This is a genomic window from Stenotrophomonas sp. STEN054, assembly GCF_056854535.1.
In genome coordinates this window covers 20,682-44,889 of record NZ_JBXFWG010000036.1, presented here as the reverse complement: position 1 = coordinate 44,889, position 24,208 = coordinate 20,682, and the positions used below count along the sequence as shown (strand labels likewise).

Sequence of the window (24,208 nt, the reverse complement as noted above, 5' to 3'; positions counted from 1 at the left end):
GGGCCCGTGTGGGGGATCGGGGGCCGCTGCGCGGGGGGCCCCGGGGGGCGGGGCGCCGAGGGGTTGGGGGGGGCTTGGCGCGGCGCTACCGGAGGGCGCGGCGCCGACGCATCCCGGGGCACCGCCGCAGTGGTAGCGCCGGGCCATGCCCGGCGAGCGCAGCGGCTCGCTTTACGCTGCACCGCACAAACCGCTGACAGGACGATGACAGCTACCGCAAACCAGACTGCGGCCGCGCACCATCCGGTGCCCACGATTGCCGCGCGCCCGGCGCGCACCTGGGAGGGTTTGTGGAACTGAAGTTTGCCTGGCAGCGCCCCGCCGCCATGATGGCCCTGGCTGCGCTGGCCGCGCCGGCCTTTGCTGAAGACGACCGGCCGGTCACCGCCACCGTCGGCGGCCGCCTGCACCTGGATTTCGCCACGTTCGACAACGACGACCGTGGCACCCCGAACAAGGACGATACCGAGATCCGCCGCGCCTGGGTGGACGTGTCGGGCAAGTTCTTCGTGGTCGACTACAAGGCCGAAGCGGACTTTTCCGGCGACCGCGTCGAGGCCAAGGACGTCTACCTCAGCCGCAGCTTCGGCAAGGCCGGCAAGCTGACGATCGGCCAGTTCAAGCAGTATTTCTCGCTGGATGACCGCACCAGCTCCAACTACGGCAGCTTCCTGGAGCGCGGCAACGCCGGCACCACGCTGGCGCCACTGTACCGCCTGGGCGCGTCCTGGCAGGCCAATCCGGGTGATTTCACTTGGGCGGCCAGCCTCTACAGCCTGGAAAGCATCGATGCCTGGCAGGTGAAGGGCCGCGCCGCCGGTGGCCGCGTCACCTGGGCCCCCTCGGCCAGCGACGGCGACGTGCTGCACCTGGGCCTGTCGCTGGCCCATGAGGCCTACGACAACCCCGGCAGCAACGGCACCCCCGGCCTGAAGATCCGCCCGCGCCCGGCCGGCCACCTGTCCGACGAAAGCCGCCTGACCCTGGTCGACTTTTCCGCCGGCCGCGATACCGACGTCAACAAGTGGTCGCTGGAATACGCGCAGGTGCGCGGCCCGCTGTCCTGGCAGGGCGAGTTCAGCGGCGCCACCTTCGACGACGGCGCCCAGCGCGGCGAGGTGATGGCCGCCTACGGCATGCTCAGCTGGTTCGTCACCGGCGAAAGCAAGGCCTACGACCGCAAGACCGGCCGCTTCGCACGGGTCAAGGACATCCGCCACAAGGCCGGTGCCTTCGAAGTGGCGCTGCGCTACGACCAGATGTGGGGTGCGCAGCACCTCGATGGCGCGCCGGACCTGCGCCGCGGCAGCACCGCTGCATGGACGCTGGGCGGCAACTGGTACCTGCGCGACAACCTGCGCTTCATGCTCGACGTGATCGAAAGCCGCAACCGCGACCGCCTGGCCGGGGTGACGCTGGACCGCACGCGCGCGGTCACCGGCCGCCTGCAGTTCGACTTCTGAGCCACGCACTCCCTCCCCCTCCCCCCTCTTCAACCGCAGTACGCAAGGAGTCCGCAGATGATGCTGAGCATCCTCGGCTTTGGCATGGTCATTACGTTCATGTACTTGATCATGAGCAAACGACTGTCGCCGCTGGTCGCCCTGATCACCATCCCGATCATCTTCGCCCTGCTCGGCGGATTTGGCGCCAACATCGATGAAATGATGCTGGAAGGCATCAAGAAGATCGCGCCGACCGGCGTGATGCTGATGTTCGCCATCCTCTACTTCGGCGTGATGATCGATGCGGGCCTGTTCGACCCGCTGGTGCGCATCATCCTGCGCTTCGTCAAGGGTGATCCGATGAAGATCGTGCTCGGCACCGCCGTGCTGGCGATGCTGATCTCGCTCGACGGCGATGGCTCGACCACCTACATGATCACCGTCTCGGCGATGCTGCCGCTGTACCAGCGCCTGGGCATGAACGCGCTGAACATGACCTGCGTGACCATCCTCGCCGGCGGCGTGATGAACCTGACCCCGTGGGGCGGCCCGACTGCACGCGCAGCCACCGCGCTGCACGTGGATCCGGCCGATGTGTTCGTGCCGCTGATCCCGTCGATGGTGATCGCCTGTGCCGGCGTGCTGCTGCTGGCCTGGTACCTGGGCATGAAGGAACGCCGCCGCCTGGGCGTGGTCACCCTGCCGCAGGGTGGCAGCTGGATGGACAACAGCGTGTCCGATGACAACAACGCGCTGCCGTCGGTGGAAGACGCCGAGGACATCAAGCGGCCGAAGCTGCTGTGGGTGAACCTGGCACTGACCCTGGCCCTGATGGGTGCACTGATCGCCGGCGTGCTGCCGATGCCGGTGCTGTTCATGGTCGGCTTCGCCATCGCCCTGGTCATCAACTACCCGAACCTGGCCGAACAGCGCCGCCGCGTGGTCAACCACGCCGGCAACGTGCTGTCGGTGGTCGCGTTGATCTTCGCCGCGGGCATCTTCACCGGCATCCTCAACAATACCGGCATGGTCGAGGCGATGTCGCACAGCTTCCTGGCGATCATTCCGGAATCGTGGGGCCCGTACCTGGCCGTCATCACCGCCATCGCGTCGATGCCGTTCACCTTCTTCATGTCCAACGACGCCTTCTACTTCGGCGTGCTGCCGATCCTGTCCGAGGCTGCCGGCACCTACGGCATCACCCCGGTGGAGATGGCCCGCGCGTCGCTGGCCGGGCAGCCGGTGCACCTGCTCAGTCCGCTGGTGCCCTCCACCTACCTGCTGGTGGGCCTGGCCAAGGTCGAATTCGCCGACCACCAGAAGTTCACCCTGAAGTGGGCGATCGCCATCTCGCTGCTGTTGATGGTCGGCGGCCTGCTGTTCGGCCTGTATCCCTTCGCATCCTGACCCGGACACCAAGGAGCCTTCTGCAATGACGCTTCGAATCGCTTACGTCACCAGCGGCATGGGCAGTGTCGGCACTGCCATCTGCCAGAGCCTGGCCCGTTCCGGCCACACCGTGGTCGCCGGCTGCGCCCCGAACTCGCCACGCAAGGCCAACTGGCTGCGCGAACAGCGCGGACAGGGCTTCGACTTCATCGCCTCCGAAGGCAACGCCACCGACTGGGCCTCGACCACGGCGGCGTTCGCCAAGGTGCGTGCCGAGGTCGGCGAGGTGGACGTGCTGGTCAACAACTCCGGCGGCAGCCGTGACCTGTTGTTCCGGCAGATGACGGTGGAGGACTGGAATGCAGTGATCGCCTCCAACCTCAACGCGCTGTTCAACCTGACCAAGCAGGTGGTCGACGGCATGGCCACGCGTGGCTGGGGCCGCATCGTCAACATCGGTTCGGTCAGCGCGCACAAGGGCCAGATCGGCCAGGTGAACTACGCGACGGCGAAGGCGGCGATGCACGGTTTCAGCCGTGCGCTGGCCGCCGAAGTCGCCTCGCGCGGCGTCACCGTGAACACCTTGTCGCCGGGCTACATCGCCAGCCAGGCGATCAGCAGCTTCCCGCCGGACGTGCTGGACCGGTTGGCCGCCTCGGTACCGGTGCGTCGCCTGGGCCGGCCGGAAGAAGTCGCCGGCCTGGTGGCCTGGCTGGCCTCGGACGAAGCCTCGTATGTGACCGGTGCGGATTACCCGGTGAATGGTGGGTTGTACATGGGTTGAGGGATATCCACGCATGGCGTGGATCTACCGGTTCATGCACGTGGCGTGGATCTACCGGGTTCCAGTAGATCCACGCCATGCGTGGATGCTCGAACGCAGGCGTATCAGAAGTCCGCCGCCACCGTCATGAACACCTGGCGCGGTGCGCTGGCATGGATGGCGTAGCGCGTGCCGTTCGGGTCGGTCGGCGCGAACGAACTCAGCTGACCCGCATACCGCTTGTTGGTCAGGTTGGTCGCGTTCAACGACACGCGGATGTTGCGCAGGCCCATGCCCGGCCCGAAGTCATGACCGGCGCCCGCATCGAAGGTGGTCACGCCCGGCACCGACTGGTCGTTGGTGTAGGTGTAATAGCGCTTGCCGGTGTACTTGGCGCGCAGGCTGGCGAAGAAGCCATCGCGGTTCCAGCTGATTTCGCTGGACGCCATGCGCTGCGGCGTGTCCACGGTGATCTTGCCGGCCACCGGCACGATCTCGCCACCCGAGGTGTAGTTGTCCTCATAGGTGGTCTTGTTCCAGGACAGCGCGTTGTACCACTGCAGGCCGTCGATCGGCTTGAGGATGAAGGTCAGCTCCGCGCCGTGGCTCTTCACCGAACCCACGTTGATGAAGCGGGTAACACACTCCGGGCGCGTGCCGACTTCAATGCTCGAGCACGGGTTGAGCGACAGCAGGCGGTTGTCGAACGTCACGTTGTAGGCGGCGATGGACGCCTGGTACTTCTCGCCAAAGGTACGGAAGCCGGCTTCCAGGCTCTTGGACTTTTCCGGTTCCAGCCCGGCGCTGGCCGCGAACGATTCCGGCGAGACCTGCAGCGGGCCACCGCTGCCGCCACCGACGAAAGCGGCGATGTTCTCGGCATACGAAGCGAACAGCTCGTTGTTGGCATTGAGCTTGAAGCCCACGCCGACCTGCGGCAGCACCGGTTCCTTGGCGGTCAGCGTGCCCGAAGCGATGCGGGTTTCCACGCCGCCCTTGGCGGTGGCGCGCATGCGCGTTTCCGGGCTCTTCAGGCCCACGTCCACGGTCAGGCGCTGGTCGAGGAAGCGCATGCGGTCCTGCACGTAGAACTGCTGCGTGCGGATGTCGAAGTCCTGGTTGAACAGCAGGCGGTCCGGGTTCTTCAGGTACAGATCATCGAGGAACGGGCCGCTGATGTAATAGAAATTGCGCGACACGTTGTGGTCGTTCTGTTCGTACCACAGGCCGGCTTCCAGCTCGTGGATGCCCACCTGCCACAACAGCGCGGCAGTCAGGCCGTCGCGGTTGATGGTGTAGTTGGTGCTACGGATGGAGATCGGCAGCATCTGGTCGGTGCCCGGGTAGGACGGCTGGCCCGGCGCCCACCAGTGACCCTGGCCACGGTTGTCGTGGTGGTAGGCCACCAGCTTCAGGCGGCCCTGCTCGCCCAGGCGCAGGTCGGCGTCGACCGAGTACAGGTTGTCATCACGCAGCGCGCGGCTCTGGTAGTAGGCATCGTCGATGCTGTTGACGCCGCCACTGAACTGGCACTTGGCCGGATCACGCGTGCCCGGCGCGCAGTAGGCGGCGGCGACGGCGCGATCCCAGTCCGGTGCGTAGATGTTCCAGTCCCAGCCCAGGCCGCGGTCCAGCATGGCCTTCGACAGGTAGGCGTAGTTGGCCTGGCTGGCGCGCGAGGTGGCCACGAACGCGCCGAAGCGATGGTCGCCTACGTTCCACACGGCCTTGGCGTTGAACTGGCGGGTGGTCTGGTTCTGGTACGGCGCGGCCCACATGTCCTGGTCCTGGTGCACGCCGGAGACATAGGCCGAGAAGCCGTTGATGTCGCCCGTATCCACGCGCAGGTAGCCGCGGCGCTGGTTGTTGTCGCCGGCGGTGACGCTGGCACGGCCGCCGAGTTCAGTGGACGGGTCCATCGAGAAGTACTGGATGGTGCCGCCGAGGTTGCTGGTGGAGGCCACCCCCAGCGAACCGATGCCCTGCGACAGTTCGGCGCCGGCGAGGTTCTCGGCGATCAACGCGCGGGCGATGCTCAGGCCGTTGTAGTTGCCGTAGCTGTTGTCGCCCAGCGGGATGCCGTCGAGCGTGTAGCCGAGGCGGCTCTTGTCGAAGCCGCGCAGGCTGATGGTCTGCGATTCTTCGTTGGCGCCGAAGGCATCGTTGGACTGCACCGACACGCCGGGCAGGCGGTCGAGGATCTTCTGGCCACTGGTGCCCGGCGGCAGCACCTGCTTGTCGGCGGCGGTGATGCGCTGCACCTGCCGGGTTTCGCCTTGGCCGATGACGGACACGGTATCGAGCGTCTGTGCGCTCAGCGCGGCGTCAGCGGTGGCATCGGTGGTTTCAGCGGCATGGGCGCTGGCGGCGGAAAGCGCGATCGCGACGGCGATCGTGAGGTGTCGGGTCTGCATGAGGATCCATTGCATGGGGGGAGTCCGCCGCGACTCGGCACGGCGCGCCGCCACTATGCGAATGGAAGATGAAATGTTCTTTACGAAGTGACGCGGGTGTTGCGGGCAGTGACGCGCGTCTCGTTCGTGGGGTCTTGTCGGCAGGGCTGCGCCCTGCACCCGCTCGATGCAACGTCAACGTCAACGGCGAGAGCGGCTATCCGTGGGATGGCGGGGTGGGTCCGGTTGCGGGGGACGCTGCAAGTACGTCCATGTAAGCTCGGTCGCCGCATCCATGCGGCTCACGCCCCCGCAACCGGACCCACCCCGCCTTCGACAGATTCACGCGGCTGTTGGAACCTGCTGCTGATGGTGGGTGCCGACCGCTGGTCGGCACGGGGTCGGATCCCGTTGCTTCGCAACGGGCTCTGACCCCGGTTCTGTTTTTGATTTTTGCGACTGTATTCGGTGGGGCTTCCACCAACACCTTTTACTCCGGCGCCAGCTGGTCCATCCGGATGCGGTTGGCGAACAGCGAGAACGCCAACATGCCCGCCAGGCCATTCGCCCTGCTCACCCAGTGCGGCAGCCAGCGCGGTGGCTTCAGTACGCCGCTCTCGAACAATGGTGCGAAGGCGATCGCATCGGTCAGGCTCATCTTGCCGGCGAACAACCAGCGGCAGATCTGCAGGCGATCCTCGGCCAGCATGTGGCGGAAGAACGTGTGCACCGACACCAGCCCGCGCAGGTACACCGTGTCCTTGGTGAAGGCCAGCCCGCCGCTCGGTGGCACGCCGCGGAACACGCGCTGCGCCGAGGCGAAGCTTTCCTCCGGGTTCTGCCCGGCATCGCAGAAGTAGCGGTACACCTCGATGAAATCCGCACCTTCGCGCGCCATCGCGATGGCTTCGGTGCGCAAGCTGATGCGTTTGAGGCGCTCGATGTCGATGCTGCCGGTGATCTGCTCGGCAAACGTGGCCAGGCCTTCCTGGGTGGCGGTCACCCGTGGCGAGGACAGCGCCAGGCTCGGCAGCACCGGTTGTTCGCGGCCGTTCAAGGCGGTCAGTGAATGCACCAGCGCTTCGTGGTGGAACAGCTGCGCACGGTCGTAGGCGCTGAAGCGTGCACTGGTGCGGAGGCGGATGCGGGTCGGGCCGGCGGCAGCCTTGGACACCAGCTCCGGGTCCAGCTGGACTTGGATGATGCGCGATTCGAAGAAACCATCGAGGTCGTTCTGCAGCTGCAGCTGCAGGGCGATGGCGGAGACGGGCACCTGTTCTTCCGGGGCCAGCAGTTCGCTGTCGAGCTCGCTGGCAATCTGGATGAAGTGGCGGGCGGCCTCGCGCGTGCTCGGGCCGTTCCCGGGCAATGGCTGCTCCGGCGCACCGAACAGCTGCACGGAACAGCGATCGACAGCCGCCGTGCCCAAGCCTTCCAGCAACTGCGCGGCCAGGTCCCAGCTCTGCGCGGACTGCTGCACGTAATGGCCCAGCGGATGGCTGGGATCACACTCGGCGGCGATGGCGGCCAGCGCGCGGCGTTCCTCGCTGAAGTCCAGTTTCGGATAGTCCACCTTCGGCAGCACCGGCTGGCCGCGGGCCACGCTGTCCAGAAACGGTGCCTGCACCGTTGCCGGCCAACTGGTCAGCCCCAGCAGACGGATGCCGCCCACGGCCTCGACCAGTCGCGCGTCGAGCGCCGCATGGTGGGCCACGTCATGGTCCAGCGTCGCGGTCGTTTCCATGGGCGGACTATAGCGCCCTGCCGTGTCCGGCGCTGCGCGCCGCCGTCCGAGCATCGGCTCGGGCGCTACAGGAAATGACTCCGCCGCGGACCCGCTGCTGTGCTACCGCCGGCGGTTCTTGCTCGCCGGGCGGAACTGCTGGCCCTTGCCCTTCTTGCCGCCGCGCTCCTGTGCGGTCTCGGCCTGGCGCACGGCCAGCTTGGCAGCGGCAGCCGCCACTTCTTCCTTCAGCTTGAAGTAGTTCTGCAGCCGGCTCTCTTCGATCTCACCGGCATCGATGGCCGCGCGCACGGCACAGCCCGGTTCCTGCTGGTGCATGCAGTCGTTGAAGCGGCACTGCGCCGCCAACGCTTCGATATCGGCGAAACCGCCTTCGGCCAGCGTCTCTTCGCCGGTCGGCTTCAGCTCGCGCATACCCGGCGTATCGATCAGGCACGCACCCATCGGCAGCGGCATCAGCGCGCGGTGGGTGGTGGTGTGGCGGCCGCGCGAATCGTTGGCGCGCACCGCGTTGGTCTTCATCCGCTGCTCGCCCAGCAGGGTATTGGTCAGCGTGGATTTGCCGGCACCGGACGAACCGACCAGCACCACCGTGCGGCCCGGGCCCAGCCACGGTTCCAGCACGGACACGCTGCCGGCATCCAGGCCATTGATCGCGTGCAGCGCGATACCCTGCATCTCCAGCTCCTCGAGCACCGCCAGCGCGTCTTCGCTGTACTCGGTCTGGTCGGCCTTGGTCAGCACCACCACCGGCTCGGCACCGCCACCGCCGACCAGCAGCAGGTAGCGCTCGATGCGGCGCGGGTTGAAGTCGGCATCCAGGCCACAGACGATGAACACCGTATCGATGTTGGCCGCGATCACCTGCTGGTGGTAATGCTCGCCGGCAGCGCCACGCTTGATGGCGGTACGCCGCGGCAGCAAAGCGACGATGCGGATGCCGTCCAGCAGCACCCAGTCGCCCACTGCCGGCCTTTCATGGCTGGGGAAGCGCGGACGCTGCCATTCCGGCAGCGACTCGGCCTTGATCGAGGCCTCCGGGCCATCGGCCACCACGTAGTGGGTGCGGTGCTGTTCGATCACCCGCGCCGGACGGGCCTGCGGGTGCTCGGCCATCGCGGCCTGCCAGTCGGCCTGCTGCGGCGGGCCCGGCCAGGGCCAGCCGATGGTCTGCAGTGCGTTGAAATCGGGGGTCTGGGTCATCGCCGTCATTCTAACCGGCCCGATGCCCTGCCAGCCCAACAACGGCAGGCCCTGGGGCCTTGCCATGCACTGCAGCAATTCCGGTAGGATGGAAACCCCACGCCTTTTGACGGCCCAGCCCCATGTCCCCCCCCTCGCACAAGCCCCTGGCCACCCGCGAGCGCCTTTCCGAAGTGCGCTACGAGATCCGCGGAGAGCTGGCCCGGCGAGCGCGGGAGCTGGAGGCGCAGGGCCGCAGGCTGATCAAGCTGAACATCGGCAACCCGGGCAACTTCGGCTTCCGTGCGCCGGCACACCTGCAGCACGCCATCGCCGATGACATGGGCCGCACCGATCCCTATACCCACCAGCAGGGCCTGCCGGTGGCCCGCGAAGCCATCGCCGCCGCCTATGCACGCCGTGGTGCGCCCGATGCGCACCCGGACCGCGTGTTCATCGGCAACGGCGTCAGCGAGCTGATCGACCTGTCGCTGCGCGCCCTGCTGAACCCGGGCGACGAAGTGCTGGTGCCCTCGCCGGACTACCCGCTGTGGTCGGCCGCGGCCATCCTCAACGACGGCCGCCCGGTGTACTACCGCTGCGCGCCGGAGAACGGCTTCCAGCCCGACCCGACCGAGATCGAGACGCTGGTGTCCTCGCGCACCCGCGCCATCGTGCTGATCAACCCGAACAACCCCAGCGGCGCCAGCTACCCGCGCGAGCTGCTGGAGCGCGTGGTCGAGATCGCCCGCCGCCACAACCTGCTGCTGCTGGTCGACGAGATCTACGACCAGATCCTGTACGGCGACGCGGTGTTCCAGCCGGTCGCGCCGCTGGCCGGCGATCATCCGTGCCTGACCTTCAGTGGCCTGAGCAAGGTGCACCGCGCCTGCGGCTGGCGCGTGGGCTGGGCCCACCTCACCGGCGACGATGCGCGCCTGGGTGAGTTCCGCGCAGCGCTCGATCTGCTCAGCGCGCTGCGCCTGTGCGCCAATGTGCCGGGCCAGTACGCCATCGACGCCGCGGTGAATGGCCCGGACACCATTTCCGAACTGTGCGCCCCCGGCGGCCGCCTGTATGAAACCCGCCGCGCGGTGATCGAGGCCTGCAACGCCAGCGAGCACCTGTCGCTGGTCGCCCCAGCCGGCGCGCTGTACGCGTTCCCGGCCGTGGTCGGTGCCGCCGCCAAGGGCTTCGACGATCACAACTTCGCGCTGGACCTGATGAATGACGAGGGCGTGCTGGTCGTGCCGGGCTCGAGCTTCAATGTGCCCTACCGCCACCACTTCCGCGTGACCCTGCTGCCGGAGGCCTCGGTGATGCGCGATGTGTTCGCGCGCATCGACCGCGTGCTGGCCCGCCGCGCCGAAGACGCCACCAAGGTCGTGCCGCTGAAGCCGCGCCGCTCGGTGGCCTGAGCGTGGCGCTGTCCTATCTGGCGCTGGGCGATTCGTACACCATCGGCGAAGCGGTCGCGGTCGAAGGCCGCTGGCCGCACCAGCTGGCTGCCGCGCTGCGTGCGCAGGGCGTGTGCTTGGCCGACCCGCAGACCATCGCCACCACCGGCTGGACCACCGATGAGCTCGACGCGGGCATCGATGCGGCCGCACCACAAGGTCCGTTTGCCTTCGTCAGCCTGCTGATCGGGGTCAACAACCAGTACCGCGGGCGCCCGCTGAACGAATACCGCCACCAGTTCGAGGCGCTGCTGCAGCGTGCGATCGGCTTTGCCGGTGGCGATGCCGGACGCGTGCTGGTGCTGTCCTTCCCCGACTGGGGCGCGACCCCGTTCGGTGCCGGCAGCGGCCGTGACCTGGCCCGCATCGGGATCGAGACCGACGAATTCAACGGCGCCGCCAAGGTCATCAGCACCCAGCAGGGTGTGGCCTTCGTCGACATCACCGACATCAGCCGCGCGCATGGCGCCGACCCGACGATGATCGCCGAGGACGGCCTGCATCCCTCCACGCGGATGTATGCGTTGTGGGCCGGACGCGCCCTGCCCGTGGCCACGCGCCTGCTGCAGCGAACGGACTGAGCGATGGAGGGCCTGCCAGGGAACGGCACACCACTGAACTGTTCGCCGCTGGAGCGCGGCCAGGCACGGGCCATCGCCGAGGCGTTCCGGCCGATGCAGGCCTGGGGCAACCGCCGCGACTACTACTACACGCGCGGCAAGCTGGGCAGCGATCCGCTGTACGACGGCGTGCTGCAGCACCTCCCCGACGATGGCCTGCCGCTGCTCGATCTGGGCTGCGGGCTGGGCCTGTTCGCCCACGTACTGCGCCAGCGCGGCCGCGGCCAGCCCTACCTGGGCGTGGACGTGGATGCGGGCAAGATCGCCCGCGCGCAACGGGCCGGTGGCGACCTGGAGGATGTGAGGTTCGACTGCCTGGACGTGCAGGCGCCCCTGCCTGCGCAGGCCGGGCACGTGCTGCTGCTGGACGTGCTGCAGTACCTGGATGTGCAGCCGCAGCTGGACCTGCTGAAAGCGGCCAGCGCGCGGGTGGCGCCCGGCGGCAGCCTGCTGCTGCGCACGCCACTGGCCACCGGCGGCCGCCGCGACCGCACCACGCGCGTGGCTGATCGTCTGGCCTGGCTGGTCGGCTGGATGGGTACGCGGCCGCGGCATTACCCCGACCCGGCACTGCTGCGGGCGACGCTGGCCGGGGCCGGATTGCAGGTGGGCGAGGTGCGGCCGCTGCACGGGCGCACGCCGTTCAACAGCTGGCTGCTGGTAGCGCAGCGATCCCCTGTGTAGAGCCGAGCCCATGCTCGGCTGCCTTTACGGCGCGTTGCGCCGCCGCCCGAGCGTAGGCTCGGGCGCTACAGGTGGTCCCACCGCTACGGCGCGTTGCGCCGCCGCCCGGGCATGGACCGGCGCTACCACGCTAGAGGGAGGGCAACCGAGCGTTCAGCCCGCGCTGGTCCAGCACTTGCAGCACGCGCTCGATGATGGCCAGGTTGTGGCCATGTGCGGCACCTTCATGCAGCAACACGATGGCACCGGGCTGCAGGTCCGGCAGCAGGCGCGCCATCACGCCGTCGGGCGTGCAGCCCACGCCGTCATAGCCGCGCGCGGTCCAGCCCACCCGCACCAGCCCCAGCGCGGCCAGCACCGGCGCCACGAACGGGTTGGTCATGCCCACCACCGAGCGGTACCAGCGCGTCGGGCGGCCGCTGACCGCCTGCAGGGCCTGGTGGCAGCCTTCGATCTCGGCACGCATCGCCGCCGGGCCCAGCCGCCAGAAGCGGGTCTGCGGGTGGGTATGGCTGTGGTTCCCGAGGTCGTGGCCGCGACGCAGGATCTCTTCCACCAGGGCCGGATGCGCCAATGCGCGCTCGCCAACCAGGAAGAAGGTCGCCTTCGCCTGGTGCCGGTCGAGCAGATCCAGCAGCGCCGGGGTCTCCTCGCTGGGACCATCGTCGATGGTCAGCCAGACACTGTTCCCCGCATCGGGCAGGCGGTCCAGCACCGGCGTGTAGAAGCGGCTGTTGGGCAGGAACACCGGCACCATGAACAGTGCGTGGCTGACCACCATCAGCGGAAGCCCCCAGTGCCAGCCGGCCAGCACCCAGACCAGGATCACCGCTACCTGCGACGCCACCAGCCAGTGCAGCCAGCGCCACGGCCGGGTCGGGTTGCGATGCAATGTTCCTGCGTTGGTCATGCCCCATGATGCCATGGGGCGTAGAATGAGTGATTCGAATTTACGGACCCTACATTGCCCATGTCCCTCGATCCCGCCCTGCGTTCGCGCATCGAATCCCTCCTCAACGACAACCGCGTCGTGCTGTTCATGAAGGGCCAGCCGTCGATGCCGCAGTGCGGCTTCTCGGCCAAGGCCGTGGGCGCCCTGCAGGACCTGGGCGTCGATTTCGCCCACGTCAACGTGCTGGCCGACCAGGAAATCCGTGAAGGCATCAAGGCCTATGGCGACTGGCCGACCATCCCGCAGCTGTACATCGACGGCGAACTGGTCGGTGGCAGCGACATCATCCTGCAGATGGCCGCCAGCGGCGAACTGAGCACCGTGCTCGGCCTGGCCGCACCGGACCGCACCCCGCCGCGCATCACCGTCACCCCGGCCGCGGTCGAAATGCTGAAGGGCGCGCTGGCCGATGCTCCGGGCGCTTCGCTGCAGCTGACCATCGATGCGCGTTTCCAGCCGAACTTCCAGCTGGCCCCGCACGATGACAGCGCGATCGCCGCCGAATCCAACGGCCTGCGCGTGCAGTTCGACCTGTCCAGCGCGCGCCGCGCCGACGGCATCACCATCGACTGGGTCGATGACATCCGCGGCAAGGGCCTGGCCATCGACAACCCGAACGCGCCCAAGCCGGTGCAGGAAATCAGCGTGCGTGACGCCGACGACCTGGTGCGTGCCGGCAACGTGACCCTGGTCGACGTGCGCCCGGCCGACGAACGCGCCATCGCCGCGGTCGGCGTGCCGTTCAAGAGCTTCGACGGCAACGGCCGCGCCGAGCTGGAAGGCCTGCCCAAGGACACCCCGCTGGCCTTCCTGTGCCACCACGGTGGCCGCAGCGCGCAGGCTGCCGAGCAGTTCCGCACCTTGGGCTTCACCAAGGTGTTCAACGTCACCGGCGGCATCGACGCCTGGTCGGACGAAGTGGACAACGGCGTGCCGAAGTACTGATCGGCCAGCCCACGGGCACGAAAAACGCCGGCAGACGCCGGCGTTTTTTTTATCCACGCATGGGGTGGATCTACTGGCCGCAACGCGCGGCAGCGTTCCGGGCAGATCCACGCCATGCGTGGATGGCGCGGTCTCCGGCTACCCCGCAAACCCGCCTTCGGCGAGGAAATCCAGTTCTTCCGGGCTGGGAATGCGGCCCAGCACTGCGTTGCGGTGCGGGAAGCGGCCGAAGCGGCGGATGACGTCGCGGTGGACTTCGGCGTACTGCAGGTATTCCTTGTCGCCCAGCACGTCGAACATGGCGACCGAACGATCCTGGTCGAACGGATCTTCGGAATGCTCGAACGGCAGGTAGATGAAGGCGCGCAGCTTGGGCACCAGCTGCAGGTCCAGGCCTTCCTCGATGGCGCGCATGGCGTAATGCCGGGCCAGGCCATCGGTGGCGAAGGAATGGGCGGTACCGCGGAAGCAGTTGCGCGGGAACTGGTCCAGCAGCAGCATCAGCGCCAGCGCGCCTTCGGAACTGCCCAGCCAGTGTTCGCGCCCACGCGACGCCGCCGCGTAGTGCTCCTCCAGGAACCGCTCGCGGAACCGCGCGTCGAACGCGTCATCGCGGGCGAACCACTTCGACGGGCCCGCCTCGCTCCAGAATTCCACCACTTGCGCGGCAACGTCCATCACCTGCTCTCCAGGGCCAGCGCGCGGCGCCAGACCATCATCATCATTCGTCAAAGCGCAGGTGGCGGACCGACTTGCCGTTGCGCCGAATAAGCTTAAGCGCCTCGATACCGATCTGGATATGGTTTTCCACGAACTGGGAGCTGACCTTGGCATCGGAGGCCTCGGTCTTGACCCCGTCGGGAATCATCGGTTGGTCGGACACCAGCAACAGGGCCCCGCTGGGGATGTGGTTGGCGAAGCCGGCAGCGAACACCGTGGCCGTTTCCATGTCGATGGCCATGCAGCGCATCGCCCGCAGCCGTTCCTTGAAGGCCTCATCATGCTCCCAGACCCGGCGGTTGGTCGTGTAGACCGTGCCGGTCCAGTAGTCGTGGCCGAGGTCGCGGATCATCGTGGACACCGCCCGCTGCAGGGCGAAGGCCGGCAGCGCCGGCACTTCCGGCGGCAGGTAGTCGCCCGAGGTGCCCTCGCCGCGGATGGCGGCGATCGGCAGCACCAGGTCGCCCAGCTGGTTCTTGCGCTTGAGCCCCCCGCATTTGCCCAGGAACAGCACGGCCTTGGGCATCACCGCCGACAGCAGGTCCATGATGATGGCGGCATTGGGGCTGCCCATGCCGAAGTTGATCATGGTGATGTCGTCGAAGGTGGCGCTGGCCATCGGCCGGTCCAGGCCGACGATGGGCACCCCGGTCAGCTCGGCGAAGGTATGCAGGTAGCCGCCGAAGTTGGTCAGCAGGATGTGCTGGCCGAACTGGTCCAGGGGCACGCCGGTATAGCGTGGCAGCCAGTTGTCGACGATTTCCTGCTTGCTCTTCATGGCGCATCCGCGACGGCGTGGGGCCGCCATTGTAGGCGCGTGCCCGCCGGCCTTCACCTGCCCCGGCAACAAAGAAGGGCGGCCCTGCGGCCGCCCTCCCGGGGGTTCCCGGCACGTCCTGCCCGGGAACCGTCACTGCCGCGCCGGGCGCTTAGAAGCGCACCGACCAGCGCAGGTTGGCGCCATGGTCACGGCTCTCATCACCGTACTGGCCGCTGTAGCCCAGTTCCAGCTGCTGGCGCTCGGTCAGCCAGGCCGACAGGCCCAGCTCGGCCACCACCGCACTGTCGGCGATCGGCGCACCGCTGACCACGAACGCGTCGCTGCCGCTGGCGAAGGCCAGCGTTGCCGACGGGTCACGGTCACCGCTGGCCCGGCGGTAGCCCACCCCACCGGTCACGTGCAGCCAGCTGTCCTGCTGGAACGAGGCCTTCAGGCCCTTGTCGAAGCGCACACCGGCCGTGGCCACGGTGGTACGGGCATCGTCGACCCGGCCCTGCAGGGCGGCGGCACCGCCATGCTCGTCGATGTGCTTGGTGTCCACTTCCACGCGGGCCACCTGCAGGTACGGCTCCAGGCCGGCTTCACGGCCACCGAAGCGGTAGGCCGCTTCGATGAACGCCTGGCGGGTGCGAGCGTCGTAGCGGGCGCTCAGCGTGTCGGTGTAGCCGGAGAACGCCAGCTCGCGGGTGCTGTCCACGTCGTGGTTGCTCACCGCCAGGCCGCCACGCAGGCCGAACCCGCCCCAGTTGTGGCTGGCGTACGCGCCGAAGTGGGTGTTGTCGATCTTCGAGCGCGCACGACGGCCCTGCTGCTGCTTGACGTCGGTACGGCCGGTACCGGCCAGCACGCCCACCTGCCAGCCGACGAACTCGCGGTCCACGCCGACCAGCAGGCCGTTGTTGTTGGCCTGGGTGCGGGCGGTGTTGGCGTTGCCGTCCAGGGTGGTGCTGCCGCCGATGGCCTGCACCCAGACGCCGGTTGCATCGGCATCGCTGGCGCCCGGTGCGGTGGCACCGGCACGGCGCGACAGCGCGGCATCACGCACGTTCCGGCTGCTTTCCACCAGCGCGGCCGCGGTGGCTGCGTGCAGCTCGCCGCTGAGGCCGTCCAGCGCCGCACCCACCTGTTCCGGGAACAGCAGGGTCAGCGGACGCGGCAGGCCCTGGCCAACGGCCAAGGTATCGGCCACGCCGGCCACGGCGCGCTGGTTGGCGGTGGTGGCAGCGGTGGCCAGTGCGGCGCCGCGGGCCACCTCGATCCGGGCACCGGAAGCGCCGTAGACCAGGCTGAACTGCATGAACGGCGAGAACGCGCTGAAATCGGTGGTCGCGAACTGGCCGATCGTGCCGCCATCGGCCTGCAGGAAGTTGAACTGCTCGCCCAGGTAGTAGGTGCCCGCTTCCGGCAGTGCCACCAGCGAGCCGCCGAGGGTGGCGGTGCCGGTGACGTGCAGCAGGTCGCTACGGCTGCCCGGGGCCAGTTCGGCCTGGTAGATGCCGCTGGCAGTCTGCACGTAGTCACCGTTGATGGTCAGCGTGCCGATCGAATTGCCCGGCGCGATGATGCCGGACACGGTGGTGTCGCCCAGCTCGCCCACGCCCTTCAGCGTGCCCTTGGCGCCGACGAAGGTCTGGCCACCGGTCTGCACGCCGTTGAACGAGACCACGCCGCCGGACACGCTCAGGTCCGAGCCGTCCAGCACGCCGGTGCGGGTGACGACGCTGACGCCACCGTTGGCATTCAGCGCGGTGCTTTCCAGCGTGCCGTTCAGCACCAGGCTGCCACCGTTCACTTCGACGGCGCTGGTCAGCGCGTTGACGCCGTCCAGCTCCAGCACGCCCTCGCGCACCACGGCGCCGTTGAAGCTGTTGTCGCCGCTCAGGCGCAGCCAGCCGATGCCGCTCTTGGTCAGCTTGCCCGGGCCGCCGATGTCATTGGTCCAGTCGTCCCATGCATCGCCTTCCCACACCTTCAGGCCACCGGCCTTCTGGTTCATCACCACGTCGGTGTCCACGCGCAGCGAGCCATAGCCCTCGACCGCCTTGGCCAGGTCCATCAGGCCCCAGCCGTAGACATCGTCCACGCCCTCGGCACCGAGGTCGGTGGCGGTGGTCAGCAGCACGTCGCGCACCTGCGCGCTGTCCAGGTACGGGAAGCGCTCGAACAGCAGGCCCAGTGCACCGGTCACGTGCGGGGCCGCCATCGAGGTGCCGCTCATGTCAGCGTAGGCCGAGGTCGGATCCTGGTTCAGGACTTCCAGCACCAGGTTGCCGTTGTCGTCGTACAGGTCGCCTTCCAGCACCGAATCGTCGCCGTACACGGTGGAGGTGATGTTTGAACCGGGTGCGGCCAGGCACCAGTTGGCGGCCAGGCCGCAACGCATCGAGCGGTTGCTCAGTTCCAGGTCTTCATTGACGTTGACCACGGCCAGCCAGTACGGCTCGATATCGGCGATGGCGCGCGGCAGCGAAGCGAACATGCCGGCGATCGGCGCTTCTTCGGGCGAAGGATTGACGGCATTGGTGTTGCCGGCTGCCCAGACCTGGATCAGGCCGCTGCTGCGCGAACCTTCGGCCATGGCCGCAAGGCTTTCGGCGAACACCGGATGCGACTGGTAGAAATCCAGGTCTTCAGCGGTCTCCGGCTCGTTGGCCAGGCCCCAGCTGTGGTTGATCGCACGCACGCCCTGTTCGTTCATCTGCGCGTACAGCTGCGGATAGATCGAATCGGCGGCCGAGATCGCGGCCACGGTCTGTTCGTCCAGATACAGGCTGTTGCCGATGCGCACCACCGAAAGGTAGGTGACGCTGTTGGAGAACAGGCGGGCCACGCTCAGGTCGGCACCGAAGGCCACGCCATGGGTGCCGTTGCCATCGCGGTTGGCAGCGATGGTGCCCGACACGTGGGTACCGTGCAGGTTGTAGCTCAGGCCTTCGTAGAAGCCGTTGTTGTTGAGCAGCTGCTCCCAGTCCGGGTCGATCAGCTGGTAGGACACCGCGACCTTGTCGCCATCGCTGACGAAGCAGGCATCCGGGCCGTCCAGCACTTCGCGGCTGCACAGGCTGCCGTCGGCCAGCACGTCAGCTAGGTGGATGCTGCGGTGGTCCTTGCCGGCGAACTCGTCGTGCTCAAGGCCGGTGCCGCTGTCGAACACGCCCAGGCGGATGCCCTTGCCGGTCAGGCCGCGGGCATAGGCGGCATCGGCATTGATCGCGCCCAGGCCCCAGTCGTTGTTGAATTCGGTGGTGCGCCAGCTGGCGGCATCACCGGCCTGGCCCATGATCGGCTCGGCCACGGCATCGCCTGCAGCCGGGGCGAAACCCGATGACGGAACGGCGGTCGAGGCCAGCGACGGGGCGGCGAAGGCAGCCTGCAGGCTGCGCTGCAACTGGTAGCGCGACAGCTCGTCACTGCTGCCCTGGGCCAGGGCCGGCAGCGAGGCGGCCACCAGCAGCGAGCCGACAATGGCCGAAGCCAGCGGCGAGGGCAGGAAGGTGCGGCGCGCAGCGACGGTACGGTACGACGTGAAAACGCTCATCAACAGGTACGTCCTTGAATTCCATGGGAAGTGCGATGCCAGCCCTGCGCGTTGGCACAGGGCTGCCAGCAAGGGGAGAGCCACACGCTGCTGCGTTCGAACACCGCAGGTGTCACCAGAAATTAATGCTTCGTTCACAATTTCTGTATAGGGAAATTCCTACATCCGCCCCTGCCCAACGTCACTTGGCAATCGCCCCCGGCGCCGGATAGCGTCGGTGGATTCACGCGCCTGCCAGGGGAGTCTGCATGCCATCCACGCTGTTGCGCGCCGGGCTTGGCCTGGCGTTGGCCTCACTGAGCACCGCACCGGCGGTGGGCGCGTCGCGCTTCGTCGCCGACCCCTACCCCAGTACCTACCAGGCCCATCCCGATGGCCCGGTGCTGATCCAGAACGCCACCGTGCTGACCGGCACCGGCCAGCGCCTGGAGCATGCCGACGTGCTGCTGCGCGACGGTCGCATCGTCGCCGTCGGCCCGCAGCTGCAGGCCGATGCCGGCATGACCCGCATCGATGCGCAGGGCAAGTGGGTCACCCCGGGCCTGATCGACGTGCATTCGCACCTGGGCGTCTACCCCAGCCCCGGCGTCAGCGCGCACAGCGACGGCAACGAAATGACCGCACCGGTCACCGCCAATGTCTGGGCCGAGCACTCGGTGTGGCCGCAGGACCCAGGCTTCACCGCGGCCCTGGCCGGTGGCGTGACCAGCATGCAGGTGCTGCCCGGCTCGGCCAACCTGGTCGGCGGCCGCGGCGTGGTGCTGAAGAACGTGCCGGCCACCACCTACCAGGCGATGAAATTCCCCGGCGCGCCGTGGGGCCTGAAAATGGCCTGCGGCGAGAACCCGAAGCGCGTCTACGGCGGCAAGGGCACCGCCCCGGCCACGCGCATGGGCAACGTGGCCGGCTACCGCGCCGCCTTCATCGACGCGGCCGCCTACATCGCCAAGAACAGCCCGAAGCCGGCCAAGCGCAAGGGCTGGTTCGGCAGCGACAAGGGCGACAGCGCCGGGGATGCCGGCGGCAAGCGCGACCTCAAGCTGGATACGCTGGCCGGCGCCATCCAGGGCGACATCCGCGTGCACATCCACTGCTACCGCGCCGACGAAATGGCCACCATGCTCGACCTGGCCAAGGAATTCGGCTTCAAGGTGGCCGCCTTCCACCACGGCGTGGAAGCCTACAAGCTGGCCGACCGGCTGGCCGCCGACGGCGTCTGCGGTGCGCTCTGGGCCGACTGGTGGGGCTTCAAGATGGAAGCCTTCGATGGCATCGCCGAGAACATCGCGCTGGTCGACCGGCCGAAGAACAGCTGCGCCATCGTCCATTCCGATTCGCCCGAGGGCATCCAGCGCCTCAACCAGGAGGCGGCCAAGGTGATGGCTGCGGCGCGCCGCGCGCGCATGCCGGACATCACCCCGGAACACGCGATCACGTGGATGACCGCCAACGCCGCCAAGGCGCTGGGCATCGAAGGCCAGACCGGCACCCTGGAGGCCGGCAAGATGGCTGACGTGGTGGTGTGGAACGGCAATCCCTTCAGTTCGTATGCGCTGGCCGAGCAGGTCTTCGTCGATGGCCGGCGGCTGTATGACCGCGCTGCGCCGGCGGCGACGCCGCGTTCGGATTTCCAGCTTGGCCAGGAGATGCGCTGATGGGCACGTTGAACAAGCGTCACCGGGCATGGCCCGGCGTTACCGTGGTTGCGCTGCTGTTGCTGGCAACTGCGGCTTCGGCGCAGGACCTGCTGGTGCGCAACGCCACGGTGCACACCGCCAGCGCGCGCGGCAACCTGCAGAACACCGACGTGCTGGTGCAGGGCGGGCTGATCCGCACGGTCGGCCCCGGCCTGGCGGCACCGGCCGGCGTGGCCGTGGTGGAGGCCAACGGCCGTCCGCTCACTCCGGCCCTGTTCGGCGGCATCACCGAGATCGGCATCGAAGAGGTCTCCGGCGAATCGAGCACCGTGGACAGCACGCTGAAGATCGGCGAGCAGCCGCTGCGCCCGGAATTCGACGTCACCCTTGCCTACAACCCGGCCTCGGTGCTGATTCCCGTGGTGCGCCTGGATGGCATCGGCTTCACCGTGCTGGGCGCAGCCACCGGCGGTGGCTTCGTGGCCGGCCAGGGCGGCGTGATGCGCCTGGATGGCAGCGCCGACCCGATCGGCCCGCGTGCGCTGTTCCTGCGCCTGGGCGCGGCCGCGTCGGAACTGACCGGGCAGTCGCGCGCGGCGCAGTGGATGCTGCTGCAGCAGATGGTGGACGAAGCGCGCGGCCAGGTCGCCGCCGATTCACCGCATGCGCTGCTGACGCCCGCCGGCCGCCGCAGCCTGGCCCGCTACCTGGGCGGCCAGGGCCGCATCGTGGTGGAAGTGGACCGTGCCGCCGACATCCGCCAGCTGCTGCGCTGGGCCGCACGCGAGAAGGTCAAGATCGCCATCGCCGGTGGTGCCGAGGCCTGGCAGATGGCCGCGGAACTGGCCGCAGCACAGGTGCCGGTGTTCGTTGATGCGCTGGGCAACCTGCCGACCAGCTTCGACCAGATCGGCGCCACCTTGGAAAACGCCGCGCGCCTGCAGCGTGCGGGCGTGCCGGTCAGCTTCACCCAGCGCGACGATGCCTCGCACAACGCGCGCAAGATGCGCCAGCTGGCCGGCAACGCGGTGGCCAATGGCCTGCCGTGGGCCGATGGCCTGGCCGGGCTGACCCGGGTGCCGGCACAGGTGCTGGGCGTGGCCGACCAGATCGGCACCATCGAACCGGGCAAGCGCGCCGACCTTGTGCTCTGGGAAGGCGACCCGCTGGATGTGGCGCACTATGCCGAACAGGTCTGGCTGGGTGGGCGCGCGATGCCGATGCGCTCGCGCCAGACCGAACTGCGCGACCGTTACCTGCAGCACAACGCGCAGCCCTGACCTGCGAGGAATCCGCCGATGCCGACCCTGCGCTGGTACTTCGATTTCGTCTCGCCCTATTCCTACCTGCACTGGCAGAAGGTCAAGCAGCTGCCGCAGTTCGCGGCCATCCAGCCGGTGCCGATCGCCTTCGGCGCGGTGCTGCACCACCTGGGCAACCTCGGCCCGGCCGAGATCCCGGCCAAGCGCCGTTTCATCTACCGGCAGCTGCTGTGGACGGCGCAGGCCGAAGGCACGCCGCTGCGCTTCCCGCCCGCCCATCCGTTCAACCCGCTGGCCGCGCTGCGCCTGTGCCTGGCCGCCGGTGGCAACACGCAGGCGGTGGATGTGCTGTTCGACTGGATCTGGCGCGAAGGCAATACCGGGGACAGCGCCGAAACGCTGCGCATACCGGCGGCGCGGCTGGGCATCAACGACGTGCAGGCGGCCTGCGCCGAAGCGGCGGTGAAGGAACAGCTGCGCCGCAATACCGAGGCCGCGATCGACGCTGGCCTGTTCGGCGTGCCGACCCTGTCCATCGACGGCGAACTGTTCTGGGGCAACGATGCGCACCCGATGATGGCCGCCGTGCTGGCCGACCCCGGCCTGCTGCAGCGTCCGGACTGGCAGGCCGTGGTAACGCTTCCAGTGGCGGTGCAGCGCAATCGCTGAACAGGCAATGGCGTGATTCCCTCGCGCGCCCCGGATAAAATTGAGATAGCTTTCACATTCCGAACCTACAACCGCCCTGGAGGGGGAGCCGGATGCGCATCGGAATCGTTGTCGATTCGGCCTGCGACCTGCCGCAGGATTTCATTGCCGCACACAACATCGTGGTGCTGCCGATCACCGTGCGGATCGGCGAAGCGGTGCTGGCCGACCATCGCGACGAGCAGGCGACGCTCAGCTTCCTGCACGCCCACGTGGCCGAGCATGGTGCCGAAGCCGAGACCATCCCCTTCAGCGTCAACCAGATCCGCGATCTGTTCCTGCAGCAGCTGGTGATCGATTACGACCACGTGTTCTGCATGACCATCACCAGGACGCGCAGTCCGATCCACGACAACGCGCTGCAGGCCAGCTTCGCCATCCTCAACGACTACAAGCCGGTGCGCCAGGCGGCGGGCTACAACTCGCCGTTCGCGCTGCGCGTGCTGGATACCCAGAACCTGTTCGCCGCCCAGGCGGTGACCGCGGTGGAGGCGGTGCGGTTGCGCGACAGCGGTGCCAGCGTGCAGCAGATCCGCGAGCGGCTGGAAGAACTGTTCGGCAACGTGCACGGCTACATGGTCACCCGCGACCTGTACTACATGCGCGCCCGCGCTCGCCATAAGGGCGACCGCAGCGTCGGCCTGCTCAGCGCCGCGCTGGGCAGCGCGCTGGACATCAAGCCGGTGCTGCACGGCTACAAGGGCGAGACCGGGCCGGTGGCCAAGATCAAGGGCTTCGACAACGCTGTGCAGAAGCTGTTCGGCGTGGTCGGCCAGCGCGTGCGCAACGGCCTGATGACCCCCACCGTCTGCGTCAGCTACGGCGGCGAGCTGGAGGAACTGCGTGCCCTGCCCGGCTATGCCGCGATGACAGACCTGTGCGCCAGCCACGACGTGGCGGTATACGAGTCGGTGATGAGCCTGACCGGCATGGTCAACGTCGGCAAGGGCGCGGTGACGGTGGGCTTTGCCGATGGGCCGCATCGCTTCGAATAAGCCGCTCTGGCGTACACAAGCATTGCACTGCGGCTGTGCCAGCCTTGCCGCACCTCAAGGAGACGAACCATGCCTGCGCAGTACCACATCAGCCTGCCCGACCCGTCCAAGGCCCGTGGCAACGACCCTGACCTGTCTTTCCATTCGCAGAGCGCCGGCGGTTTCGCCGAGGAGCTGCAGGATGCCCTGCGCAGCGGCACCCTGTTCGAGCGCTGGAAGGCCAAGCAGGCCGACCCGGACGCCGTGGAGCCGCAGTGGGGCGTGACCGACCCGGATGCCACCGTGACCGGCGAGCAGAAGGACCTGCGCATCAACCTTGTGGCCACCACGCGCATCGACAGTGATGTGTTCAAGCAGCGCCTTCGCCTGCTGGCCGGCCACCACTGGGAACTGCGCGACGTGCGTTGAGGCGCCCGCCGACGCCCGTGTCGTGATCGACCCGGTGCCGACGGCTCCGCTCTGGTAGGCCAACCTTGGTTGGCGTCCCTGCAAATGGTTGCCAACCAAGGTTGGCAACTACCGACGACCGACGGGCATGCCCCGGGGCTACCAGCGCACCGTTCCTGCGGCTGGCACACTGCCGGAATGAGAAACAGAGATGCCACCACCAAGCCGGGTGCGCGCGGCGAGAAAAAGCTGCGCGACGCTCCACGCCGACTGCGCAACCTGCAACAGTGGGCAGGCTCCTTCAGCGGTGCGTTCCCCTCCCCAGAAGCCTTGGGCCATGAAGCCCGTTACTGGACTACAAGATTCCCACCCGTGCCGGCCTGATCGAAGGCCCTGCCTCCACACGGGAAATCCAGCGGGCCTGCGCCAATCGCTCATCACCGCGTGCACCAACCTGATTCAGTCACGCCCTGTTTCGCAGGCGGCCGTACGGGTGACCTGCTGCATCGCTTGGCCAGGCCTGTTCGCAAGTGAGATCTGCCTTTATCTGGACGAAGACTATTTCCAAGGGCACGTGGCCAGCTAGCGACCACCATGACGGGTTGG

20 protein-coding genes are annotated in these 24,208 nt (G+C 68.0%); 13 read left to right on the top strand and 7 right to left on the bottom strand.

Annotation, left to right across the window (positions count from 1 at the left end; all coding sequences use genetic code 11):
* Positions 1–326: 326 nt before the first annotated feature.
* Genes AC1VXD_RS14350 through phbB form a run of 3 tightly spaced genes read left to right on the top strand, consistent with a single transcriptional unit; the run spans position 327 to position 3,618 of the window.
* Positions 327–1,463 (top strand): OprO/OprP family phosphate-selective porin, encoded by a 1,137-nt coding sequence (locus AC1VXD_RS14350; RefSeq protein WP_482992603.1) that lies wholly within the window; start codon positions 327–329, stop codon positions 1,461–1,463.
* Positions 1,464–1,523: 60 nt separating this feature from the next.
* Entirely contained in the window at positions 1,524–2,852 is a 1,329-nt protein-coding gene (locus AC1VXD_RS14345; protein ID WP_482992602.1) for a CitMHS family transporter, read from the top strand.
* A gap of 25 nt (positions 2,853–2,877) precedes the next feature.
* Complete coding sequence (phbB, locus tag AC1VXD_RS14340) at positions 2,878–3,618, top strand: acetoacetyl-CoA reductase (protein WP_482992600.1); 741 nt, start codon at positions 2,878–2,880, stop codon at positions 3,616–3,618.
* Between the two features lie 104 nt (positions 3,619–3,722).
* On the opposite strand, the gene AC1VXD_RS14335 is transcribed toward phbB, so the two are convergent.
* From AC1VXD_RS14335 to rsgA, 3 genes are all read right to left on the bottom strand, one after another.
* The gene (locus tag AC1VXD_RS14335) at positions 3,723–6,011 is read right to left on the bottom strand and encodes a TonB-dependent receptor (protein ID WP_482992599.1); all 2,289 of its coding nucleotides are present in this window, start codon (positions 6,009–6,011) and stop codon (positions 3,723–3,725) included.
* A 469-nt stretch (positions 6,012–6,480) separates the two neighbouring features.
* A complete protein-coding gene (locus AC1VXD_RS14330; RefSeq protein WP_482992598.1) occupies positions 6,481–7,734 on the bottom strand; it encodes a flavohemoglobin expression-modulating QEGLA motif protein in 1,254 nt (417 codons plus the stop codon).
* 102 nt (positions 7,735–7,836) lie between these two features.
* Positions 7,837–8,946: a ribosome small subunit-dependent GTPase A gene (gene rsgA / locus AC1VXD_RS14325; protein ID WP_482992601.1), complete on the bottom strand. Its 1,110-nt coding sequence runs from the start codon at positions 8,944–8,946 to the stop codon at positions 7,837–7,839.
* Between the two features lie 113 nt (positions 8,947–9,059).
* On the opposite strand from rsgA, the gene AC1VXD_RS14320 reads away from it, so the two are divergent.
* Genes AC1VXD_RS14320 through AC1VXD_RS14310 form a run of 3 tightly spaced genes read left to right on the top strand, consistent with a single transcriptional unit; the run spans position 9,060 to position 11,677 of the window.
* Complete coding sequence (locus AC1VXD_RS14320; RefSeq protein WP_482992597.1) at positions 9,060–10,334, top strand: pyridoxal phosphate-dependent aminotransferase; 1,275 nt, start codon at positions 9,060–9,062, stop codon at positions 10,332–10,334.
* A 2-nt stretch (positions 10,335–10,336) separates the two neighbouring features.
* On the top strand, positions 10,337–10,954 hold the full coding sequence (locus AC1VXD_RS14315) for an SGNH/GDSL hydrolase family protein (protein WP_482992596.1): 618 nt from the start codon (positions 10,337–10,339) through the stop codon (positions 10,952–10,954).
* Positions 10,955–10,957: 3 nt separating this feature from the next.
* The gene (locus AC1VXD_RS14310) at positions 10,958–11,677 is read left to right on the top strand and encodes a methyltransferase domain-containing protein (RefSeq protein WP_482992595.1); all 720 of its coding nucleotides are present in this window, start codon (positions 10,958–10,960) and stop codon (positions 11,675–11,677) included.
* 130 nt (positions 11,678–11,807) lie between these two features.
* On the opposite strand, the gene AC1VXD_RS14305 is transcribed toward AC1VXD_RS14310, so the two are convergent.
* On the bottom strand, positions 11,808–12,587 hold the full coding sequence (locus AC1VXD_RS14305) for a polysaccharide deacetylase family protein (RefSeq protein ID WP_482992594.1): 780 nt from the start codon (positions 12,585–12,587) through the stop codon (positions 11,808–11,810).
* Positions 12,588–12,647: 60 nt separating this feature from the next.
* Between AC1VXD_RS14305 and grxD the strand changes: the two genes are divergently transcribed.
* Positions 12,648–13,574 carry a Grx4 family monothiol glutaredoxin gene (gene grxD, locus AC1VXD_RS14300; RefSeq protein WP_108769965.1) on the top strand — a complete coding sequence of 309 codons (927 nt, stop codon included), beginning with the start codon at positions 12,648–12,650 and terminating at the stop codon, positions 13,572–13,574.
* Positions 13,575–13,712: 138 nt separating this feature from the next.
* On the opposite strand, the gene AC1VXD_RS14295 is transcribed toward grxD, so the two are convergent.
* The 3 genes from AC1VXD_RS14295 to AC1VXD_RS14285 form a co-directional block, all read right to left on the bottom strand.
* On the bottom strand, positions 13,713–14,252 hold the full coding sequence (locus AC1VXD_RS14295) for a DUF924 family protein (protein ID WP_482992593.1): 540 nt from the start codon (positions 14,250–14,252) through the stop codon (positions 13,713–13,715).
* Positions 14,253–14,295: 43 nt separating this feature from the next.
* Positions 14,296–15,072, bottom strand: a complete 777-nt coding sequence (locus AC1VXD_RS14290; RefSeq protein WP_482992592.1) for an AMP nucleosidase — start codon at positions 15,070–15,072, stop codon at positions 14,296–14,298.
* A gap of 151 nt (positions 15,073–15,223) precedes the next feature.
* The gene (locus tag AC1VXD_RS14285; protein ID WP_482992591.1) at positions 15,224–18,613 is read right to left on the bottom strand and encodes an autotransporter domain-containing protein; all 3,390 of its coding nucleotides are present in this window, start codon (positions 18,611–18,613) and stop codon (positions 15,224–15,226) included.
* A gap of 248 nt (positions 18,614–18,861) precedes the next feature.
* On the opposite strand from AC1VXD_RS14285, the gene AC1VXD_RS14280 reads away from it, so the two are divergent.
* The 6 genes from AC1VXD_RS14280 (at position 18,862) to AC1VXD_RS14255 (ending at position 24,188) form a co-directional block, all read left to right on the top strand.
* The gene (locus AC1VXD_RS14280; RefSeq protein WP_482992590.1) at positions 18,862–20,268 is read left to right on the top strand and encodes an amidohydrolase; all 1,407 of its coding nucleotides are present in this window, start codon (positions 18,862–18,864) and stop codon (positions 20,266–20,268) included.
* Complete coding sequence (locus tag AC1VXD_RS14275) at positions 20,268–21,530, top strand: amidohydrolase family protein (RefSeq protein ID WP_482992589.1); 1,263 nt, start codon at positions 20,268–20,270, stop codon at positions 21,528–21,530. Before AC1VXD_RS14280 ends, AC1VXD_RS14275 begins: the two co-directional genes overlap by 1 nt.
* 18 nt (positions 21,531–21,548) lie before the next feature.
* Complete coding sequence (locus AC1VXD_RS14270) at positions 21,549–22,181, top strand: DsbA family protein (protein ID WP_482992588.1); 633 nt, start codon at positions 21,549–21,551, stop codon at positions 22,179–22,181.
* A 92-nt stretch (positions 22,182–22,273) separates the two neighbouring features.
* Entirely contained in the window at positions 22,274–23,215 is a 942-nt protein-coding gene (locus tag AC1VXD_RS14265; RefSeq protein WP_482992587.1) for a DegV family protein, read from the top strand.
* Positions 23,216–23,284: 69 nt separating this feature from the next.
* On the top strand, positions 23,285–23,623 hold the full coding sequence (locus tag AC1VXD_RS14260; RefSeq protein ID WP_324809724.1) for a hypothetical protein: 339 nt from the start codon (positions 23,285–23,287) through the stop codon (positions 23,621–23,623).
* Positions 23,624–23,813: 190 nt separating this feature from the next.
* A complete protein-coding gene (locus AC1VXD_RS14255; protein ID WP_482992586.1) occupies positions 23,814–24,188 on the top strand; it encodes a DUF3916 domain-containing protein in 375 nt (124 codons plus the stop codon).
* Positions 24,189–24,208 lie beyond the last annotated feature (20 nt).

What these genes read in the sequence shown, in the direction of transcription:
- AC1VXD_RS14320 (WP_482992597.1), top strand. Translation starts at nt 9,060, where the DNA reads ATGTCCCCCCCCTCGCACAAGCCCCTGGCCACCCGCGAGCGCCTTTCC.
- AC1VXD_RS14350 (WP_482992603.1), top strand. Translation starts at nt 327, where the DNA reads ATGATGGCCCTGGCTGCGCTGGCCGCGCCGGCCTTTGCTGAAGACGAC.
- AC1VXD_RS14310 (WP_482992595.1), top strand. Translation starts at nt 10,958, where the DNA reads ATGGAGGGCCTGCCAGGGAACGGCACACCACTGAACTGTTCGCCGCTG.
- AC1VXD_RS14305 (WP_482992594.1), bottom strand. Translation starts at nt 12,587, where the DNA reads ATGACCAACGCAGGAACATTGCATCGCAACCCGACCCGGCCGTGGCGC.
- grxD (WP_108769965.1), top strand. Translation starts at nt 12,648, where the DNA reads ATGTCCCTCGATCCCGCCCTGCGTTCGCGCATCGAATCCCTCCTCAAC.
- AC1VXD_RS14260 (WP_324809724.1), top strand. Translation starts at nt 23,285, where the DNA reads ATGCCTGCGCAGTACCACATCAGCCTGCCCGACCCGTCCAAGGCCCGT.
- AC1VXD_RS14280 (WP_482992590.1), top strand. Translation starts at nt 18,862, where the DNA reads ATGCCATCCACGCTGTTGCGCGCCGGGCTTGGCCTGGCGTTGGCCTCA.
- AC1VXD_RS14335 (WP_482992599.1), bottom strand. Translation starts at nt 6,011, where the DNA reads ATGCAGACCCGACACCTCACGATCGCCGTCGCGATCGCGCTTTCCGCC.
- AC1VXD_RS14265 (WP_482992587.1), top strand. Translation starts at nt 22,274, where the DNA reads ATGCGCATCGGAATCGTTGTCGATTCGGCCTGCGACCTGCCGCAGGAT.
- AC1VXD_RS14290 (WP_482992592.1), bottom strand. Translation starts at nt 15,072, where the DNA reads ATGAAGAGCAAGCAGGAAATCGTCGACAACTGGCTGCCACGCTATACC.
- AC1VXD_RS14255 (WP_482992586.1), top strand. Translation starts at nt 23,814, where the DNA reads ATGCCACCACCAAGCCGGGTGCGCGCGGCGAGAAAAAGCTGCGCGACG.
- phbB (WP_482992600.1), top strand. Translation starts at nt 2,878, where the DNA reads ATGACGCTTCGAATCGCTTACGTCACCAGCGGCATGGGCAGTGTCGGC.
- AC1VXD_RS14270 (WP_482992588.1), top strand. Translation starts at nt 21,549, where the DNA reads ATGCCGACCCTGCGCTGGTACTTCGATTTCGTCTCGCCCTATTCCTAC.
- AC1VXD_RS14295 (WP_482992593.1), bottom strand. Translation starts at nt 14,252, where the DNA reads ATGGACGTTGCCGCGCAAGTGGTGGAATTCTGGAGCGAGGCGGGCCCG.
- rsgA (WP_482992601.1), bottom strand. Translation starts at nt 8,946, where the DNA reads ATGACGGCGATGACCCAGACCCCCGATTTCAACGCACTGCAGACCATC.
- AC1VXD_RS14285 (WP_482992591.1), bottom strand. Translation starts at nt 18,613, where the DNA reads ATGAGCGTTTTCACGTCGTACCGTACCGTCGCTGCGCGCCGCACCTTC.
- AC1VXD_RS14345 (WP_482992602.1), top strand. Translation starts at nt 1,524, where the DNA reads ATGCTGAGCATCCTCGGCTTTGGCATGGTCATTACGTTCATGTACTTG.
- AC1VXD_RS14330 (WP_482992598.1), bottom strand. Translation starts at nt 7,734, where the DNA reads ATGGAAACGACCGCGACGCTGGACCATGACGTGGCCCACCATGCGGCG.
- AC1VXD_RS14275 (WP_482992589.1), top strand. Translation starts at nt 20,268, where the DNA reads ATGGGCACGTTGAACAAGCGTCACCGGGCATGGCCCGGCGTTACCGTG.